At 64.3% G+C, this 17614-nt stretch carries 12 protein-coding genes and 1 pseudogene; 5 read left to right on the top strand and 8 right to left on the bottom strand.

The window, feature by feature from the left end; genetic code table 11:
* Nucleotide 1: 1 nt before the first annotated feature.
* Nucleotides 2-1375: a helix-turn-helix domain-containing protein gene (locus tag ACNKF0_RS19745; protein WP_416954516.1), complete on the bottom strand. Its 1374-nt coding sequence runs from the start codon at nucleotides 1373-1375 to the stop codon at nucleotides 2-4.
* A gap of 310 nt (nucleotides 1376-1685) precedes the next feature.
* Here ACNKF0_RS19745 and ACNKF0_RS19740 point away from each other — a divergent pair, with 310 nt between their 5' ends.
* Both ACNKF0_RS19740 and ACNKF0_RS19735 read left to right on the top strand, forming a co-directional pair.
* Nucleotides 1686-3209, top strand: a complete 1524-nt coding sequence (locus ACNKF0_RS19740) for a sugar transferase (RefSeq protein ID WP_416954515.1) — start codon at nucleotides 1686-1688, stop codon at nucleotides 3207-3209.
* Nucleotides 3209-4381: a DUF1972 domain-containing protein gene (locus ACNKF0_RS19735; protein WP_416954514.1), complete on the top strand. Its 1173-nt coding sequence runs from the start codon at nucleotides 3209-3211 to the stop codon at nucleotides 4379-4381. Before ACNKF0_RS19740 ends, ACNKF0_RS19735 begins: the two co-directional genes overlap by 1 nt.
* A 102-nt stretch (nucleotides 4382-4483) precedes the next feature.
* Here the strand turns inward: ACNKF0_RS19735 and ACNKF0_RS19730 are convergent.
* The 6 genes and pseudogenes from ACNKF0_RS19730 to cysD all read right to left on the bottom strand — a co-directional run bounded on the left by ACNKF0_RS19730 (nucleotide 4484) and on the right by cysD (nucleotide 12999).
* Nucleotides 4484-5669 (bottom strand): annotated as a pseudogene (locus ACNKF0_RS19730) (IS3 family transposase).
* 112 nt (nucleotides 5670-5781) lie between these two features.
* Nucleotides 5782-6987, bottom strand: a complete 1206-nt coding sequence (locus tag ACNKF0_RS19725) for a polysaccharide pyruvyl transferase family protein (RefSeq protein WP_416954513.1) — start codon at nucleotides 6985-6987, stop codon at nucleotides 5782-5784.
* 1154 nt (nucleotides 6988-8141) lie between these two features.
* Complete coding sequence (locus ACNKF0_RS19720) at nucleotides 8142-9518, bottom strand: oligosaccharide repeat unit polymerase (protein ID WP_416958587.1); 1377 nt, start codon at nucleotides 9516-9518, stop codon at nucleotides 8142-8144.
* Nucleotides 9505-10764, bottom strand: coding sequence for a glycosyltransferase (locus ACNKF0_RS19715; protein WP_416954512.1), 1260 nt, complete (start codon nucleotides 10762-10764; stop codon nucleotides 9505-9507). The genes ACNKF0_RS19720 and ACNKF0_RS19715 overlap by 14 nt, the downstream gene beginning before the upstream one ends.
* 7 nt (nucleotides 10765-10771) lie before the next feature.
* Nucleotides 10772-12022, bottom strand: a complete 1251-nt coding sequence (gene cysN / locus ACNKF0_RS19710) for a sulfate adenylyltransferase subunit CysN (RefSeq protein WP_416958586.1) — start codon at nucleotides 12020-12022, stop codon at nucleotides 10772-10774.
* Nucleotides 12023-12084: 62 nt separating this feature from the next.
* Nucleotides 12085-12999 (bottom strand): sulfate adenylyltransferase subunit CysD, encoded by a 915-nt coding sequence (cysD, locus tag ACNKF0_RS19705; protein WP_416954511.1) that lies wholly within the window; start codon nucleotides 12997-12999, stop codon nucleotides 12085-12087.
* 179 nt (nucleotides 13000-13178) lie between these two features.
* Here cysD and ACNKF0_RS19700 point away from each other — a divergent pair, with 179 nt between their 5' ends.
* The 3 genes from ACNKF0_RS19700 (at nucleotide 13179) to ACNKF0_RS19690 (ending at nucleotide 17137) form a co-directional block, all read left to right on the top strand.
* Nucleotides 13179-13451, top strand: a complete 273-nt coding sequence (locus tag ACNKF0_RS19700) for a hypothetical protein (RefSeq protein WP_416954510.1) — start codon at nucleotides 13179-13181, stop codon at nucleotides 13449-13451.
* Nucleotides 13452-13522: 71 nt separating this feature from the next.
* Nucleotides 13523-14668 carry a family 16 glycosylhydrolase gene (locus ACNKF0_RS19695; RefSeq protein ID WP_416954509.1) on the top strand — a complete coding sequence of 382 codons (1146 nt, stop codon included), beginning with the start codon at nucleotides 13523-13525 and terminating at the stop codon, nucleotides 14666-14668.
* 258 nt (nucleotides 14669-14926) lie between these two features.
* Nucleotides 14927-17137 carry an acyltransferase family protein gene (locus ACNKF0_RS19690; protein WP_416954508.1) on the top strand — a complete coding sequence of 737 codons (2211 nt, stop codon included), beginning with the start codon at nucleotides 14927-14929 and terminating at the stop codon, nucleotides 17135-17137.
* Here ACNKF0_RS19690 and ACNKF0_RS19685 read toward each other — a convergent pair.
* A complete protein-coding gene (locus ACNKF0_RS19685; RefSeq protein ID WP_416954507.1) occupies nucleotides 17105-17467 on the bottom strand; it encodes a hypothetical protein in 363 nt (120 codons plus the stop codon). The genes ACNKF0_RS19690 and ACNKF0_RS19685 overlap by 33 nt on opposite strands.
* Nucleotides 17468-17614: the final 147 nt, after the last annotated feature.

The raw sequence follows: 17614 nt of genomic DNA, 5'->3' as shown, positions 1-17614 counted from the left end.
CCTACGACGTGAGCTCGTGCGCAACCGCCGGAGCGGTCGTGCGAGCACGCAGCCCGGTCGAGGCCGCGGCGCGACGGTAGGCGTCGCTAGCGGCCTCGACCAGGCCGACGCTCTCCAGGAGCGCGGCGAGGTCGAACCACAGTTGTGCGGCGCTCTTGTCCGCTCCGATGCTCGACAGCTTGAGAACCGCGGCCTGGTAGCAGCGCGCCGCCTCGCCGGTGTCGGCCCTCGCCGCACTGATCCGTCCCTCGAGGGCTAGTGCCTCGGCTTCTGCCAGCGGTGACTGCCCGTCTGAGGTGGCGTGCACGTCCGTCAGCAGGCGACGGCACTCGTCATGGTCACCGGTGAGGAACGCTGCTCGGGCCAGACCCAGCACGGTCCACGCACGGTCCATCGGAGTGGCGCTGCTCCACTCCATCTCCGCGACGGCCTGCTGCAGGTTGTTGCGGGCGTCGTCCACGGCCGGCGGCTCCAGCTCCAGTTGGAGTCGGCCCACCTCGGCTCGCAGGCGTGCCAGGTTGCGGGCGTCCTGACCCTCGCCGAGCAGGGCGAGCGCGCGCTCGGCCAGCGGCACCGCCGCCGTGATGTCGCCGCGGTTGGCCTGCATCACGCTGGCGTTCCAGTAGGCCGAGGCCCGGGCTCGCGGTGAATTGAGCGTCTCGGCCTGGGTGATGGCCTTGGCGCACAATCGGACGGCGTGGGCGGTGTCGCCCCGCTCGAAGTAGGCGGCCGCAACGGTGACGGAGAGCTGCACCGCCTCGTCGCTCGCCTTCAGCCCGGCGACGTCGAGCTGTGCCAGCACCTCCTCGCCGCACGTGATGGCGCGACCCAGGTCGCCGGTCTCGCGGTAGATGCGGCTGAGGGCGATGCCGGCCTTGATGAGGCCGAGTCCGCTGAGGGCATCGCTTTCGAGAAGTGTCTCGAGCTCGATGATGGCGTCGTCCTCGCGGCCGCTTGCTTCCAGCGAGCGGGCGTGCAGGAGCTTGGCGCGTTCCCGCAGACCCGCACCTGCGCTGTCGTTGAGACCGCTCAAGGCGGTGTCGATGTGGTGGGCTGCTTCGGCCGCCTCACCCGACTCGAGCGCCAGCTCGGCGTAGTCCAGTGCGAGCCGTACCTCGTCGGAGTCCTGCCCGGGCTCGGTGTCCGTCTCGAGCAATGAGTCGATGGTGACGTCGAGTCGCATGGCAAGGGCGGTGAGCGCCTTGACAGTCGGTCGGCGGGCACCTGTCTCCAGGCGCGAGAGGTAGGCGACGGACATGGTGTCGCCCACCACCTCGCCCTGGGTGAGCCCTAGAGCAACGCGGATCGAGCGCAGTCGGCGACCCAGATCGTGGGCATCGGCCTGCGCGAGCAGTTCGGCCTGACGAGCGTCCATCCGGCCATTGTGAGGGGTGGGCGAGCAGAGTTGTTGAATTCTGGCAAAAACAAAGTCCGACCGGTTGCCAGTAGTCCGTTCGGGTCACTCGCCCGCCGCATAAGGATGGCTCCGCCCACATCGATGGCTACGACCATCCATAGGGGTGAGGTCGAACGCAACGGGTGAGCAACGGCACACACCGCAGACGTTTCAACTTCGTCCAAGTTTCCACGAAACCCCTGACTGTCGCTTAGCGTATGGGTGTCAGTCAGGGGTTGGTTGACGTCGTTCCCGGGAACCCTCTCGGGGTCCAAGTCATCCGTGGGGGATGCAAATGTCCGTAGTGAGCCGTGTGCCTGAGGTCGTTCGGCCTCGGCCCGACGTAGCGCGCCGATCGATTCAGGTCGTCGACCGCCAGGCGAGTGACGCATCGGAGTGGCGCCGGCGGCATGCGCGAGCACTACTGGTGGGCGACCTCTTCGTCCTGGGCATCGCACTCGGGACCGCTCAGCTGGTGCGGTTCGGGTCGACTGCAGCCCCGCAGGTGGATGGCTTGGGCGTTTCGTACCCAGCGCTAGGACTCGTCCTGGCCGCGGTGTGGTGGATCTCCCTTCAGATCCACCAGTCGCGGAGCCCAATCGTTGTCGGGCATGGACCCGAGGAATATCGGCGAGTGATCGTCGCGACGTTCCGCGTCTTTGCCGTGCTCGCCATGATCTCGCTGGCCCTCCAGATCGATGCCTCACGGCTGTACCTCGCAACGGCCTTTCCGCTCGGGCTTGTCGGCCTCCTGGTGGAGCGCAAGCTCGCCAGGGTGGGGCTGCACCGAGCGCGTACCCACGGCGCGGCCACGACGAAGGTTCTTGTCGTCGGCGGCGCGCGGTCCGCCACCCAGTTGGCGCGTTGGTTCGACAAGCACCCCACGGCGGGATACGCCGTGGGAGGTGTGTGGATCCCGGACGCCCACGCACCCGTTGCCCGCCTCGACGGCTCAACTGGCGAAATTCCGGTCATGTCCGCCAGCCTGGACTTCGCCGAGGCCCTCACGGTGTCCGGGGCAGGCGCCGTGGTCGTGACCGACACTGAGCACCTCGGCCACGAATCCCTGCGCGATTTGACATGGCAGCTCGAAGGCACGGGCGTGGAGCTCATGATCTCCCCCAACGTCCTCGATGTCTCTGCCGCGCGGCTGCACCTCAATGACGTCTCGGGCATGCCCATGCTGCACCTGAGTGAACCGCAGCACGCCGGCGCCGACCGGATCTGGAAGCGAGCCTTTGACTTCGTTGGCGCGGCCGCTCTCCTGGTGCTGCTGTCGCCAGCTCTGTTGGTCACTGCGGTGGCGATCAAGCTCGACAGTGCCGGGCCTGTCTTCTACCGCCAGGAGCGAATCGGTCGGCATCGCGCGCCGTTCCGCATGACCAAGTTCCGGTCCATGACGGTCGACGCCGAGCAGCGACTGGATGGCCTCCGCACCCTCAACGAGTCCGATGCGGTCCTCTTCAAGATGCGGCACGACCCTCGTGTCACGCGGGTGGGGCGCTTCATCCGACGCTACTCCCTCGACGAGCTGCCCCAGTTGCTCGACGTGCTGCGCGGGGACATGAGCTTGGTCGGGCCTCGCCCCTCCCTCGCCGCCGAGGTTGAGCAATACTCCGTCCAGATGGGCCGCCGGATGTACGTGCGGCCCGGGATGACGGGGCTGTGGCAGGTGTCCGGACGCAGCGACCTGTCGTTCGACGAGGCCGAGCGTCTCGACCTCGCCTACGTGGACAACTGGTCCATCACGGGCGATCTCATGATCATGCTGCGCACCGTGCGCGCCGTCACTCGGGGACAAGGGGCCTACTAATGACCAAGATTGACATCGAGACCCTCGAGGCGCGTGCAGTGCCTGAGGCCAAGACGCTGCACGTTGCGATGATCGGCACTCGGGGGGTTCCCGCTGCTTATGGCGGCTTCGAGACGGCCGTCGAGGAGGTCGGGCGTCGCTTGGTCGAGCGTGGGCACCGCGTAACGGTCTACTGCCGCAACGCCGACACATCGATCAAGACCCACCTGGGCATGGAACTCGTCCACCTGCCGGCCGTGAAGAGGCGGTCGCTCGAGACCTTGAGCCACACCGGTCTCTCGGTCCTTCACGCGATGAAGCAGCGACCCGATGCAGCCATCCTTTTCAACGCGGGCAACGCCCCGTTCATCGGATGGCTCAAGGCCGCCGGCATCCCTTCCGCGGTCCACATGGACGGTCTGGAGTGGAAACGGGCGAAGTGGGCCGGCCTGGGTGCCAAGTACTACAAGCGGGCCGAGCGGGTTGCCGCACGATCGGGTCTCGCGCTCATCGCTGATGCGCAGGGGATCGCGGACTACCTCAAGGCCGAGTACGGCCGTGAGAGCCACCTCATCGCCTATGGCGCGCCGATCATTGACCCTGGGTCCGACCGCTTGGGCGAGCTCGACCTCACCCAGGGGCAATACCACCTGGTGGTTGCCCGGATGGAGCCCGAGAACCACGTCGACGTGATTGTCGAGGGCTACGCGGGGTCCGGTTCGGAGCTCCCCCTGGTGGTCGTAGGCACAGCTCCGTACGGCGACGAGTACATGGCACGGGTCCGCGAGGCGGCTGGAGACTCAGACACGCGCTTCTTGGGTGGGGTGTGGGACCAAGACCTGCTCAATCAGCTCTACGCCAATTGCCGCAGTTACTTGCATGGTCACTCGGTCGGTGGCACCAACCCGTCGCTGCTTCGGGCAATGGGATGTGCCGCGCCGGTCACCGCATTCGATGTCGACTTCAACACCGAAGTTACCGCCGGCCACGGCCGCTTCTTCAGTTCAGTAGAAGACGTCTCGATCGCAATTAAGTCCGATGACCTGGATGCCGACGCCTCGCGATCGCGGGGCCGGGACGCGCAATCGCACGCTGCGAATCGCTACCGGTGGGATGACGTTGCAGACGGTTACGAGAAGTTGCTCTACAGGACCGCAACCGAGCGCGCTTGGGGTGCCCCCGGATCCGCGTGACTGGGACTACGAAGGCTGACAACATCCGTCTGACGGGTGGCCAGAGCACTAGGTGCCCTGACCTCGGACCGGACTGCTGCACGAACGGGTGACAGTTTTTGGTTAGGCCGCTTGGGTGGCGGCTGGGGTCATGATCAGCTCGTATTCGATCGGGGTCAATCGTCCGAGAGTTGCCTGCCTCCGACGGCGGTGGTAGGTCTTCTCGATCCACCTGACGATCGCGATCCGCAGCTCCTCTCGCGTGGCCCAAGAGCCGCTGTTGAGGACGTTCTTGTGCAGCAGTGCGAAGAAGGACTCCATGGCTGCGTTGTCGCTGGCTGCGCCGACTCGGCCCATGGAGCCGGCCATCGAGTGACGGTTGATCGCGTGGACGAACTTCCTGCTCCGGAACTGGGACCCGCGGTCGGTGTGGACCACACAGCCGGCCACATCACCACCTTCGAAGCGGCGGCGGGCGACGGCGTTGTTCAGCGCAGCGACCGCCAGCGACGACTTCATCCGTGAGTCGATGGAGTAGCCGACGATCCGGTTGGACTAGACGTCCTTGATCGCGCAGACATAGAGCTTGCCTTCGCCGGTCCAGTGCTCGGTGATGTCGCTGAGCCAGAGCTCGTTCGAGCCCTCGGCCTTGAACTCGTGCCGGGTCACGCCCTACTTGTCAACGACGGCGCACAGGTCGTCGTGGACCGGCGGCCCTGGCTTCTTGCCGTGCGAGGACCACCAACCCAACTCGGAGCAGATCCTCCAAGCCGCCCGCTCGGCCATCGACTCGCGAGCCTCCTCAGCTTCGTCAACCAGGAATCGGTAGCCGAACTCGGGGGTCGTCGCGGTGGGCGTCGAACAACGCGTTGGACCGGTAGGCCGCGGTCAGTTCGGCGTCGGTGACCGGGCACTTCAGCCAGCGGTAGTAGGGCTGGCGGGCGATCCTGAGCACCCGGCACGTCACCGCCACGGGCACCCGCAGCGGGGTGTCCTTGGCGGACAGCTCGCGGACGAGCGGGTACATCATTTTCCCGGCATGTTGGCCTGCGAGAGGTAGGCGGCCGCGCGACGCAGGACCTCGTTCTCCTGCTCTAGGAGCTTGATCCGCTTGTTCGCCTCACGCAGCGCATCGGACTCACTCGCAGGGGCGGCACGATCTGGAGTCTCGTTCGTCGATCGACAGCCCCCGCTTCAGACACGACGGCGAGATGCCGAAGTCCTTCGCGACCTGGGCCATCGAGGCATCCGAGTCCTTGTAGACCCGGATCACGTCCTCGCGGAACTCCTTGGGGAACGCCTTTGGCATAGTGAACATCCTTCCAGCGCCGACACATCGACACAGATTCAGATCTCACCTACCGTGCAGCAGTCCCGCGTGCGGTCCTTTGGCGCGCCCATGAAACAACTATCGGCCTTCCTCAAGCGCGAGCCGCTCCCGGACCAAAGGCACGTTGAACGTGCCTCTTGGCTTCACTTGCGCTGTTGGCAAAGACCGATGCATCGGTCGCCATCGTCCGCCCGAAACAGTTCACGAAAAGTTCGCGCTCTGACCGGATGTCGATGCAGTGCTGCTCCAGGCCCCGATCGCGTGCCATCGCAAAGTGCTTATCCTCGTATGCGAGAAGCATTACGGGAAGTCCCGCGCACAACCCAGCAATTCCCGCGTGCATCCTAGCTGCGATGAGGGCCCGGCCGCCTGCTAGAACATCGATCAATTCGCCATAACTGTCAACGACGACCCGCGAAGAACCGATGTCGGCCGAGCGCAGTCTTGCTGCTAAGACATCGAGTGCCTCCCAATCTGCCCCGATTCCAGAGTTGCCGAGCGGTGCATGCATTGCAACGAGGCCCACGGAGGACGCCCCTGCGCGCTCAAGGGTCGCAACTACATTGTCTACCACGCGATCCAACTGGCGCGGGTCGAGGTAATCACGCCCGACTAGGGAGACGAAGTATCTATCGGGTTCGTGCCCTCCCGAGACGCTGCCGGCGCTCGGCCTCGCATTGAGAAAAGCAAGGTCGGGAATCAGGCGGGCTTCAAGACCGTGGGTGGCCATGCGTCGATGCGACGCGCTGTCACGCGCACTCATAGTGACGTTCTTCGCGAGCCGGGCGAAGACTCGGCCCAACCGGGGATTGTCGATCTCGTACGAGATCGGCATCGTCTCTACCTGGCCCACAACTCTGCACGACCACCACCAGGTCCAAGCAACCAACAGAGTCTCCGCCCGGTACTGATCGCCGATGTACCCGCCACCCACTGCAACGACTCGTCGGCTACGGGCGTAGGCGCGAACTGCCGCATTTGGGAAGAGCCCTGCGAGACGTCTTCTCGCCGACAGGCTCGGAACGATCGCGATGAACGAAAGAACGGCGAGCCTCAGGCCCCAGGACATGATCAGTGCGGCGCGGGCCGCGCCCGATCGTTTGCGGTACTCAAGCCGGTCGAAGATCCGCGGCAGTGCGAGGCGCTGTCCGAGGTCGGGGAACGAGTCCGGATGCACAGCAACCAAGTAGAAGTCGCTGTCGGTCGTAGCAGAGACGACGTTCACTGACTGGCGAACGAGCTCCAGATCCCCAAGGTTGCTCGCACTGTAGGCTTCGCTAACCACAATCTCGTTCATGTTAACCCTCTAGTGTTTTCTGCGTGGCAAAAGACCAAGCGGCCGCGGCTAGAATCGACGTGATCGTCGCGCCGAGGGCGGCTCCAATTACGCCTCCGACAAGCGCTCCGCCGACGCTGAGTACGAGTGATGTTCCCGCAACGCCAAGTCTTAGCCAAATTAGGTCGCGCTCGCGCCGCAGGATTTTCAGATGAGCGGACTGTACCTGAGTTACTAGGACGGCGCAGAAACCGGTCAGCACAATTGGGACGATAGGTCGGACGACGGGCCAAGCGGAGTCCAGTAGGAGCATTCCCAAACCTGGCAAGGTCATCAACACGACACCCCAAACGACGGTGACGGCCTGCAACGGCCCGACGATGGCGAAGTGCGCACGAAGTCCGGACGCCACGCGACCTGACCGAAGCACGCTCGCGTAGACAGCTGTTCCAAGTACCCGCAGGGGGCCGAGGAGCAAGTCTGCTCCACGAAGCGCTGCTACTCCGACCGGCCCGACGGTCGAAGCAATAGTCCAGAGCGGGATCTGTAAGGTCAGCGCGCCAATCGAGTAGTCGGCGCCAAGCTTTATGGATCGCGCATCAATGATCGGCCCCTTTGTAGCTGATGGCTTCATAGACGGTCTAAGTCCGTCGGCCAACGCAATGGTCACACCAGCGAATGCCGCGAGTGACCACAACGCTATCCAACCTGCCGGACTAGCAACGTGATCTTGAAGGGTTAGGCCACTTACGGTCAGGGCTGCCAAACACAGCACGTCGACGATGAGTGACAGGTGCGTTCGCCCCGTAGCGATATACGTGAACCGCGCAAAATCCTGCAAAAAGAGGGCAGGAATTCCTAGAAGTAGCCAGATATGCGTCCACTGAAACGCGACCACAGCTACTGCGGCGCAGGAGGCGGTCACGAATGCAGAGACGAGGAGGCATCGAAAAAGTGGGGCCAGCGCCAGTTCTTGAGGGCGGCGGTGCTCTAGGAGAACTATGTCACTCGAGACAGCACGGCTGAGGCCAACACCGAGCGACGCCATCGCTGCGACGAGCGCGTACTCACCAAAGTCCTCGACGCCGAGTGAGTGTGCTCCAAGAACCGTCGCTAGGAGCGTGGTGGCGGCGTAAATCGCTTGATCAGCTGGGAGGGCGGCGGCGCAGAGCCTTTTAGCGTTTAACACGCTCGGAGGTCTCGGGAGATAGAATAGCGAGAATCGCTACAGTTGCTAATGAGAGCCAAAGCACGTTGAAAAGAACGTTGCCGATTCCGCCTCGGATAGCCGAGACCATGAAATATAGCGTGAGGGCGGCGACAATGCGAGCCGCCATAGATGAAGATGACAACATACCGTGCACGCGTGAAGCCAAAATTCCGATAAGGAACATGCCGATTATTAAGCCCACTTGGCCAAAATTGAGCAATAGTTCGCCCATCATCGTTGGTGGCAGCCCGCCACCTTGAAATCCGAGACCAAGACGCTGCTTTAGGACGAGGTCGAATGGCTCGCGGTCCGACCCTGGCATGAGTGCAAGAATGTTCCAAACAAACGTTTCGCCCCATTCGGGAACTGACCTCTCCGCAAGTTGAACCACATCGACTAAGTTCCGACTAAATGTCGCCGTGTAATCTCGCAGGTACACCCAAATAGCGGCACCGTATTGCCCATTTAGGGCGAGTTTGGATGTTTCGTAGTGTGTAATCCCGGACGAGACGGCCCTATAGATACCGAAACCAACCGCTCCGACTACTGCCATGACTACGCCCAGAATCAGGGTGCGCAACGATACAACCCTGCGGTAGAAGAGCAGCAGGAGTGAAACTGCTAGGAGCGCGAACGGTACGTTGCGCCATCCCGTTGAAGCGAGCAATACCACTGCAACGAATGCCAGTGAAAGTTGAATCGGGCGAGGCAAGTCAGACCTTCCAGCCGCCATGATCCAAACTGAAACCATGAGCAGCATGGACAGGTAGAAGGGGATCCCGCTGCCGGTGAGCGCCGCAATCCGCGCGGTTTCTGAGTCGGGTCCGATAGCAGGGATCCCGCCCGCTCGCGCCCAGTACCAGGCCATAGCGCAGGCGCCGACGGCGAAAGGAATAAGGATCGCGCGTCGACTGACTGGGGGCACAGACGTCGGTCGCCTTCTTTGTCGAGCCCAATTGAGACTGGTGAAAACCCCCAAGAAATAGCTAAGAGCGCCAATCGACAGAGTGTCGACTAGCAACTCGGCCTCGGCTGGTTGGTTGGATGCAAGAAGAACGGTGGGTCCAGCGGCGAAGGTTAGCCACGTTGTGAGCGGCAGGAGAATCCATGGAGATAGGACGTCCACCTCGCGATGAGTCAATTGATGCGCAAACGCGACCAGCGGAGGTGCTAGGAGGAGGACGCCAAGGCGCAAGTTCGCATACCCAAGTTGGCTCTGTGTCGCAGGAAGTACCAGCCAAAGTAGAGCGAAGAGGATTGTCGCGGTTGTAGCTGCGATCCCAGCGCCGGTAATGTGAGTTCGCGCGATCGCTCGCCCGCCCGAAGTCCTAGATCTCGACATCGACTGCTTGGAACAGGGCGCGTAGAGACTCGACCCACTGTTCGGGCGACTGAGTCTCGCGCATATGGTTGCGGGCCCGTCCGCTAACTCGTTGCGCGGCAACTTGGTCACCGAAAACCTCGTTGAGCGCGGCTGCAATTGCGTCCGGGTCATTGGGAGGTACTAGGTACCCACGACCGTCCCGCAGTTGATCGACCATGCCACCCATTGCGGTAGCGATGACAGGGACATCGTTCGCGATGGCCTCGTACACAACCAACGGACTGACTTCGTGCCAGGTTGAGGGAACCACGAGGGCGACGGCTTGCGCATACTCGCGCGCCACACCCGCTGCATCGAGCGATCCAACAAACTCCACGTCAGCATGCATTTGCTCGGCAAGGTTGCTTAGCTCCTCGCCGGAACGTCCATCTCCAACGATACGGAGCGTATGCCCTGTCATAGCCACTGCGCGGATGAGGTCATCGATACCTTTTTCAGGAACGAGGCGACCTACGTATAAGAAGGTTTTACGATCTGTTTTCTCGCGGTCACCGAGTTGTGCAACGGGGTGCGGCAGGCGCATGATGGGCCGCTGAACCCCCGAAACTCGGACGCTGTGCTCTTGGAGATCATTCAGGACCGAGATGACGTCAGCTTTCCCATAGCTGCCCATCGCCTTAGTAAATAAGGCCTCGGCTGAGAGTGCGACGCCGGCGCCGACGCTGTTGTCCCAGCAACGCTCCTTGATTGGCGCGGTGAGGTAGGCGTACTTGGAGTCAAGGCAACGCGTGCATACTCGTTGCGTGCGCTCGGAGAATAGGCGGTAGTTGGGGCATGAGATCTTGTAGTCGTGCAGGCTCAAGATTGTTGGGATGCCTCGATCTGACAAGACGTTCAAGATCGGCATTCCCAATTGATGATACACGTGGAGCACGTAGGCAGCATCGGGCTCAACTTCATCCAGGAACGATTTGAAGTCCTTGCGGGCGCCGATACTTAGAGTCGCGCGTCCCAGTGCGGACAGTTTGTTCCCAAATCCTTCGTTTCGGAAGTCGACGCTAGAAGGGAACAGGTCGCCGTGTGGGGCAGGAAGCGTGTCCGGTTCGCTCATGGCGAATGGAAATACCTCGTGCCCCATAGACTCGAGTGCTTCTTTGACGGCGAAGGCGTGGTTTTCGACGCCACCGGCTGGCCGCCAGTACTTATTCGCAATGAGGATTCGTTTTGGTGCACTCTCAAGTCCACCGCTGCCTTCGGCCCCCATGCCGCCCCTAGCTCGCGCTGTTGATCATGCCGGCGCCGACGGTGACGCCCGTGGCCTCGTCGATCAGGATGAACGAGCCGGTGGTGCGGTTCTTGGAGTAGGGGTCGCACAGCAGGGGGACGGTGGTGCGGAGCTGGACGCGGCCGATCTCGTTGAGGGCGAGCTCTCCGGCTTCTTGGTCGCGGTGCAGGCTGTTGACGTCGAGGCGGTACTGGATGTCCTTGACCATCGCGCGGCCGGTGCGGGTGGTGTGCTTGATAGCGAGCTTCTGCCGCGGGCGGAGAGGTTCGTTGGTCATCCAGCAGATCATCGCGTCGATGTCCTGGCTGGGCTTGGGCGCGTTCTTCGGCCGGGCGATCATGTCGCCGCGGGAGACGTCGACGTCGTCCTCGAGGTGGATCGTCACACTCATGGGCGGGAACGCCTCAGCGATCTCTTGGTCGAACAGCTCGACCCTCGAGATGGTCGAGGTCATGCCGGAGGGGAGGACGACGACCTCGTCGCCCTTCTTCAGCACCCCGCCGGCGACCTGGCCGGCGTAGCCGCGGAAGTCGTGGTAGGCGTCCGACTTGGGGCGGATGACGTACTGAACCGGGAAGCGGGTGTCGACCAGGTCGCGGTCGGAGGCGACGTGGACGTGCTCGAGGTGGTGCATCAGCGTGGGCCCGGAGTACCACGGGGTGTTCTCGGAGCGGTTGACGACGTTGTCGCCCTGCAGCGCCGAGATCGGGATGACCTCGAGGTCGGGGATGTTGAGCTTGGTCGCGAAGGTGGTGAACTCGCGGTGGATCTTCTCGTAAACCTCCTGCGACCAGTCGACGAGGTCCATCTTGTTGATCGCCAGCACCAGGTGCGGGACGCGCAACAGCGACAGCAGCACCGCGTGACGACGCGACTGCTCGGTCAACCCCTGACGCGCATCCACGAGCACCAGGCCCAGGTCGGCGGTCGAGGCGCCGGTGACCATGTTGCGGGTGTACTGGATGTGCCCGGGGGTGTCGGCGATGATGAACTTGCGTGCCGGCGTCGCGAAGTAGCGATACGCCACGTCGATGGTGATGCCCTGCTCCCGCTCCGAACGCAGCCCGTCGGTGAGCAGCGCGAGGTCGGTGTAGTCGTAGCCCTTGGACTGCGACGTGGACTCGACTGCCTCGAGCTGGTCCTCGAAGATCGACTTCGAGTCCAGCAGCAGCCGCCCGATCAGGGTGGACTTGCCGTCGTCGACCGAACCGGCGGTCGCGAACCGGAGCAGGTCCATCTCACCCTGCGCAGCGGTGTGGGCGTCCGCCTGGGAATTGGTCTGGGGGGTGGTGCTGGCCATCAGAAGTAGCCTTCCTTCTTGCGGTCTTCCATGGCGGCCTCGGAGAAGCGGTCGTCGCCACGGGTGGCGCCCCGCTCGGTGACGCGGGCGATGGCGATCTCGTCGATGATCGAGGCAGTGTCGGTGGCCTCGGACTCCACGCAGCCGGTCTGGGTACGGTCACCCACGGTGCGGAACCGCACCATCTTCTTCTCGACCTGCTCGTTGCCCTTGGGCTGGATCTCCGGGCCGAGGGACAGGAGCATGCCGTCGCGCTCGATGACCTCACGCTCGTGGGCGAAGTAGATCGAGGGGATCTCGATCTGCTCGCGGTGGATGTAGTGCCAGATGTCGAGCTCAGTCCAGTTCGACAGCGGGAAGATCCGCATGTGCTCACCGGCGTGGATGCGGCCGTTGTACAGGCTCCACAGCTCGGGACGCTGCATCTTCGGGTCCCACTGACCGAAGTCGTCACGGTGGGAGTACACGCGCTCCTTCGCCCGCGCCTTCTCCTCATCACGGCGGCCGCCACCGAACGCGGCGGTGAACCCGTTCTCCTCGATCGCACCCAGCAGGGTGCCGATCTGCATCCGGTTGCGGCTGGTCTTGCCGTCATCGACCACATGCCCGGCGGCAATGGCCTCGTCGATGGTGGCCACGATCATCCGCGCACCGAGGCGCTCGACCCACGAGTCGCGCGTGGACAGCACCTCGTCGAAGTCCAGGCCGGTGTCGACCTGCAACAGCGGGAACGGGAGCTTGGCCGGGAAGAACGCCTTCTCCGCCAGGCGGAGCATGACGATGGAGTCCTTACCGCCGGAGAACATCAGGACCGGCTTCTCGAACTCGGCAGCGACCTCACGGAAGATGTGGATCGACTCGGCCTCGAGCTGGTCCAACTGACTCAGCTGGTAGTCGACGTGGGTGTTGGTCATGGCGTTAGCGACGGCCTCTCTCGGGGACAGCAGCCATCATCGTAGCGACGGGTCGCCCTACGGACGATTCGCACTGCCGGTGACTGGCAGAGACGAACTTCCGAGCTTCCTGTGACAGGGCTGTCACATTTCCGCGCTCAGAAGGATTAGTCCGCGTGTGAGGGGGGTAACAGGTGGTCATGGTCCTCTCGGTCGTCCTGGTCGTCGCAGCGTGGATCGTGCTGTCCGTGCCCGCCGCGCTGGTGGTCGGTCGGATGTTCGCGGCGGGTCACGTCGCCCCGGCGATCGTCGGCCGAGCGGCGGCCGCCGACGCGGGCCGCGTGGCGTACCTTTCACGCATCGAGTCCCGGCGCACCGCTGCGTCGCGTTGGCCGCACGAGGCCCGAGTGCTGTGCGCGTCCCGCCGTGGACACGCGGCCGTGTCCGTGGGCGCGGGTCGGTACGCCGGCTGACCGCTTCGCCCCCATACAGGGGGAGCCGGACGATTGGTCCGGTGCACTGTGCCTTCGACACAATGGCGCGCATGCGGAACACCCCCACGCTCATCTCCGCCGCACTCGCAGGCGCCCTGCTCGTGACCGGCTGCAGCTCCTCCGACGGCGAGGCCACGCCGCCGTCGTACGACAAGAACGACAGCGTCACCGCGCAGGTGCTGCCACAGCTGGCGGCCAACGGCGAGGACGTCGAGTCCGCCGACGACGCCGCCTGGGTGGTGGACGCCACGATCGCCGACGTCGACGAGGGAACCTCGGTCGTCCTGGTCGCGAAGGGCGACGATGGCTGGAGCGAGGTCGACGAGGAGGAGACCGATGGCAAGGGCCACGTCTCGCTCACCAGCCGCGAGTCCGGCGACCTCCACGTGCTGGTCGGCGACGGCGACGACGCCATCGGCGCGGAAGTCTCGACCGACGACGCGCCCGAAGCCACCTTCACCGACGACTTCGACAACCCCGACACCGTCGACGGGGAGGGCGCCACGTGGGTGACCCGCGACCAGGGCTACATCGGCGTCCGTACGTGCTCGCGGGCCAGCGCCGACGCCGCCGAGGTCACCGACGGCGTGCTCGAGCTCAGCGTGCTCGCCGACCCCGACCGCAAGGGTGACGAGTGCCAGCTGCCCGGCCGGCGTAAGAAGTTCCCCTACCGGCTCAACGGCCACGTCGGCACCGAAGGCAGCTATGCCTTCACCTACGGTTTCGCCGCCGCCCGCATCAGGACGCAGGCCTCCCGCGGGCAGCACGCGGCCTTCTGGATGCAGGCCGTCGGCGGCCAGCAGACCGGTGGCCCGAAGAAGGGTGGCGCCGAGATCGACGTCATCGAGTACTTCGGCGACGACCACCCCGAGGGCGGCCTGACCAGCTTCACCTACTTCCTCGACAAGAAGGGGAAGAAGCAGACCGTCGGCGACTGGCTGCCGAACGCCGACGAGCTGGGTGACGACTGGGCCGAGGAGTACCACGTGTTCTCCGTGGAGTGGACGCCCGAGGAGTACGTCTTCCGCATCGACGACAAGGTCACCCAGCGGCTGAAGGGCGTGAGCTCGGGCAAGCCAGAGTTCCTCATCCTCAGCCTGCTGTCGTCGGACTACGAGCTGCCGCGTTTCAACGGCAAGCTGCCCGAGACCATGGAGGTCGACTGGGCGCGGGTGTGGGAGACCGGCCCGCAATGAGTTCGGCGCGGGAGTCCACGGCGACTACCGGCGCCGCCCAGTGATGCGCATTAAGACAGACACTTCGGGCGCCTGCCGCTGTTCGGGTCATAAGGGGCTCCGTCTGCGCGGAACCGACTAACAGCATCCGGCTAGTTCATTTACCCTTCTCCGGGGGCGCGAGATAGGCGAAGCGTGGGGCGCGGAGCCGGGGACTCCAGCGCTTGCGCCGGCAGTAGCCGCGGCCTGGCCATAAGACGCTTACTTCTCGAGGAACGAATGACTGACCTTCGCACGCGCTGGCACGAAGAACTCCGCTGTCGGCGCAAATACGACCGCTGCCCGCACGCTAGTAGGCATCTGCTCGGCCGGCGACCACGCGCCTCCAGCGGCCGCTGGGACATCCAGGGTCTCCGGGCGTTCGCGGTAATCGCGGTGATCCTTGACCACCTCGTTCACTGGCCGGCGGGTGGCTTCGTCGGTGTCGACGTCTTCTTTGTGATCTCCGGCTTCCTCATCACGGGCCTGCTGCTCCGAGAGCACGAGAAGACTGGCCGCATCTCGTTCCTTGCCTTCTACCGCCGCCGAGCGAAGCGCATCCTGCCGGCAGCCCTAGTAGTTCTGGCCGTGACCGTGGCGGCCTCCGCAGTCATCTTTGGGCAGGGCCGGGCGAGATCCACCGCGACCGACGCCGTATGGGCCGCCCTGTTCGCGGGCAACTGGCGATTCGCCGCCCAGTCGACGGATTACTTCCAGGCCGACGGACCGGTGTCGCCAATTCAGCACTACTGGTCGCTTTCGGTCGAAGAGCAGTTTTACTTCGTATGGCCGTGGGTCATGCTGGGGATCCTAGCCTTGTTGGCGCGTCGTCATGTGCCGGTAAGGCAGGCACGCCGCTTCGTCGGCGCCGTGCTGCTTGTGGTCACGCTGGCGTCCTTCGTTTGGGCGCTGTACGAGAGCGCCGTCAACCCGAATCAGGCGTATTTCTCGACCTTCTCGCGCGTGTGGGAACTAGGAGTGGGGGCTCTGCTTGCGGTGGCCGCCCCCGTTGCTCACCGCATCCCCGACGCAGTACGACCCGCCCTGGCTTGGGCTGGCCTGGCCGCGATGACCGCCTCCCTATGGGTCGTCACGCCCGCCTCCACCTTCCCCGCCCCCTGGGCCGCGTTGCCCGTCTTGGCGACAGCACTGGTGATTGCGGCCGGGACGTTCGCCGAGCGGGACAGTCAAGCGCCGATCTTCCCGCTGACGAACCGGGTGAGCGGCTACGTCGGGGACATCTCCTACTCGCTGTACCTTTGGCACTTCCCCATCAGCATCTTGGGCGTAGCGGTCATCGGGGAATCGCCGCAGGCCCTCGCAGCCCTCGGGGTTCTTATCCTCGTCGTTTCTGTCTACTCGTACCACCTGCTCGAGGACCCCGTGCGGAAGTCGTCTTGGCTCGAGCCGCGGGGTACTGCTCGGGAGAACCCGTGGGAGGGCCTTGGCGCCCTGTGGTTGAGCGCATTAGCGCTGTGTGTTGTCGCGATGTGCATTTCTCTTCTAAGGCCCATCGCGCCGGTGGATGCGCTGGACGCATCCGAGCAGCGAGCGATCGAACAGGATGTCGCGGTGCAGCGGTTCAGTCCGGCGCTCGCTGGGCTCCAGATCGACATCCGTGAGGCGCTCCAGGCCGAGGCTTGGCCTCGCAGGGCCGAGCCGAGCATGGACGAGGCGATCAACCAGCCTGAGGCGCCGGCAGACGTGATGCCGTGTGGCCAGCGCGGCACCCTCGACGTCGCGGCGTGCACTTGGGGACCGGACTCTCCGAGCCGGAAGGCCGTAATTGTCGGCGACTCCGTCTCTATGACCTACGTCTCGGTGCTGCGCGATGCGCTCCCGAGCGACTGGTCGCTCACCTCGGCCGGCACGTTCGGCTGCGCCTACACGTCCACGCTGATCTCCAATCCGGACGCTGCCATTACGGCCGCCTGCGAAGACCGCAAGGCTCAAGCGACAGCAGCCATCAAGCAGCTCGAGGCAGACGTGGTGTTCGTGACGAACACCTACGAACCGCGGGTCCCCATCGGGTCTGAGGAACCCCTGACGCCTGAGGAATGGAAAGCCAGCTCGACGAAGTTGCTCAAGGAGCTCGAAGACAGCGTCGGGGCCATCGTGATGCTGTCGCCGCCGCCGTCAGACCTGAACCTGGCGGACTGCTACTCGCGCCTGGGTAGTCCGTCACGCTGCATCAGCGAGGTGACGGGACAGTGGCTTCAGCAGGCCGCCGCGGAGAAGGACATAGCGTCCAACGTCGGAGGCCAGTTCGTCGACAGCCGCCACTGGTTCTGTGCCGACGATCTGTGTCCCGCGTTCGTGGGGTCTACTCCGATGAAAAGCGACCAGGTCCACATCACACCGCAGTACCAGAAGCTCATCGTTCCGGCTGTAACGGAGCGGTTGAAGCGCGTCCTGCGCTCAGCCGGCGCGGCGAAGTCGCAAGCCGAGTAGGCCGATGTCGTTGGCCAGCGTGTCGGCGGCATCGGCTCCCGCGCGCACCACGCCTAGGACCAGGAGCTCGCCTGTCGTGTTCGGGGCGGAGGCTATCAGCGTGGTGGTCATGATGACGCCCGCGGCGCCCGCGGCGGCCGTGACTGGCACCGCGGAGCCGGGGGTGGCGATGGTCTCGCCGGTCCCCCTGGTCGCGTTGTCGCAGCGGAGCACGACATTCCCTGCCCAGGCGCCAACGTTGGTCCACACCGCGTCGATCGCGTAGTTGTTCCACGAGCGAGGCAGCTCGATAGTCGCGGCGACAATCTCGGAGGCTGCGGAGTCGAGCAACTGAACAGGCCACCGGAGCTGGTGCGACAGGACGGGGAGCCGATGCCGACCGCACCGAACGCGGTGGCCTGGACGAACACCGGGTCAGCCAGATCGGTGTTCGTCCCGTCGAAGAGCGTCGTGTACTCGGTCGAGGGGATCTGGTGT

Origin of the sequence: Nocardioides sp. T5 (genome assembly GCF_048161455.1) — a bacterium.
Lineage (GTDB): Bacteria > Actinomycetota > Actinomycetes > Propionibacteriales > Nocardioidaceae > Nocardioides.
The sequence above is the reverse complement of the archived record's forward strand: the minus strand, read 5'-3'. Positions and strand labels throughout refer to the sequence as shown.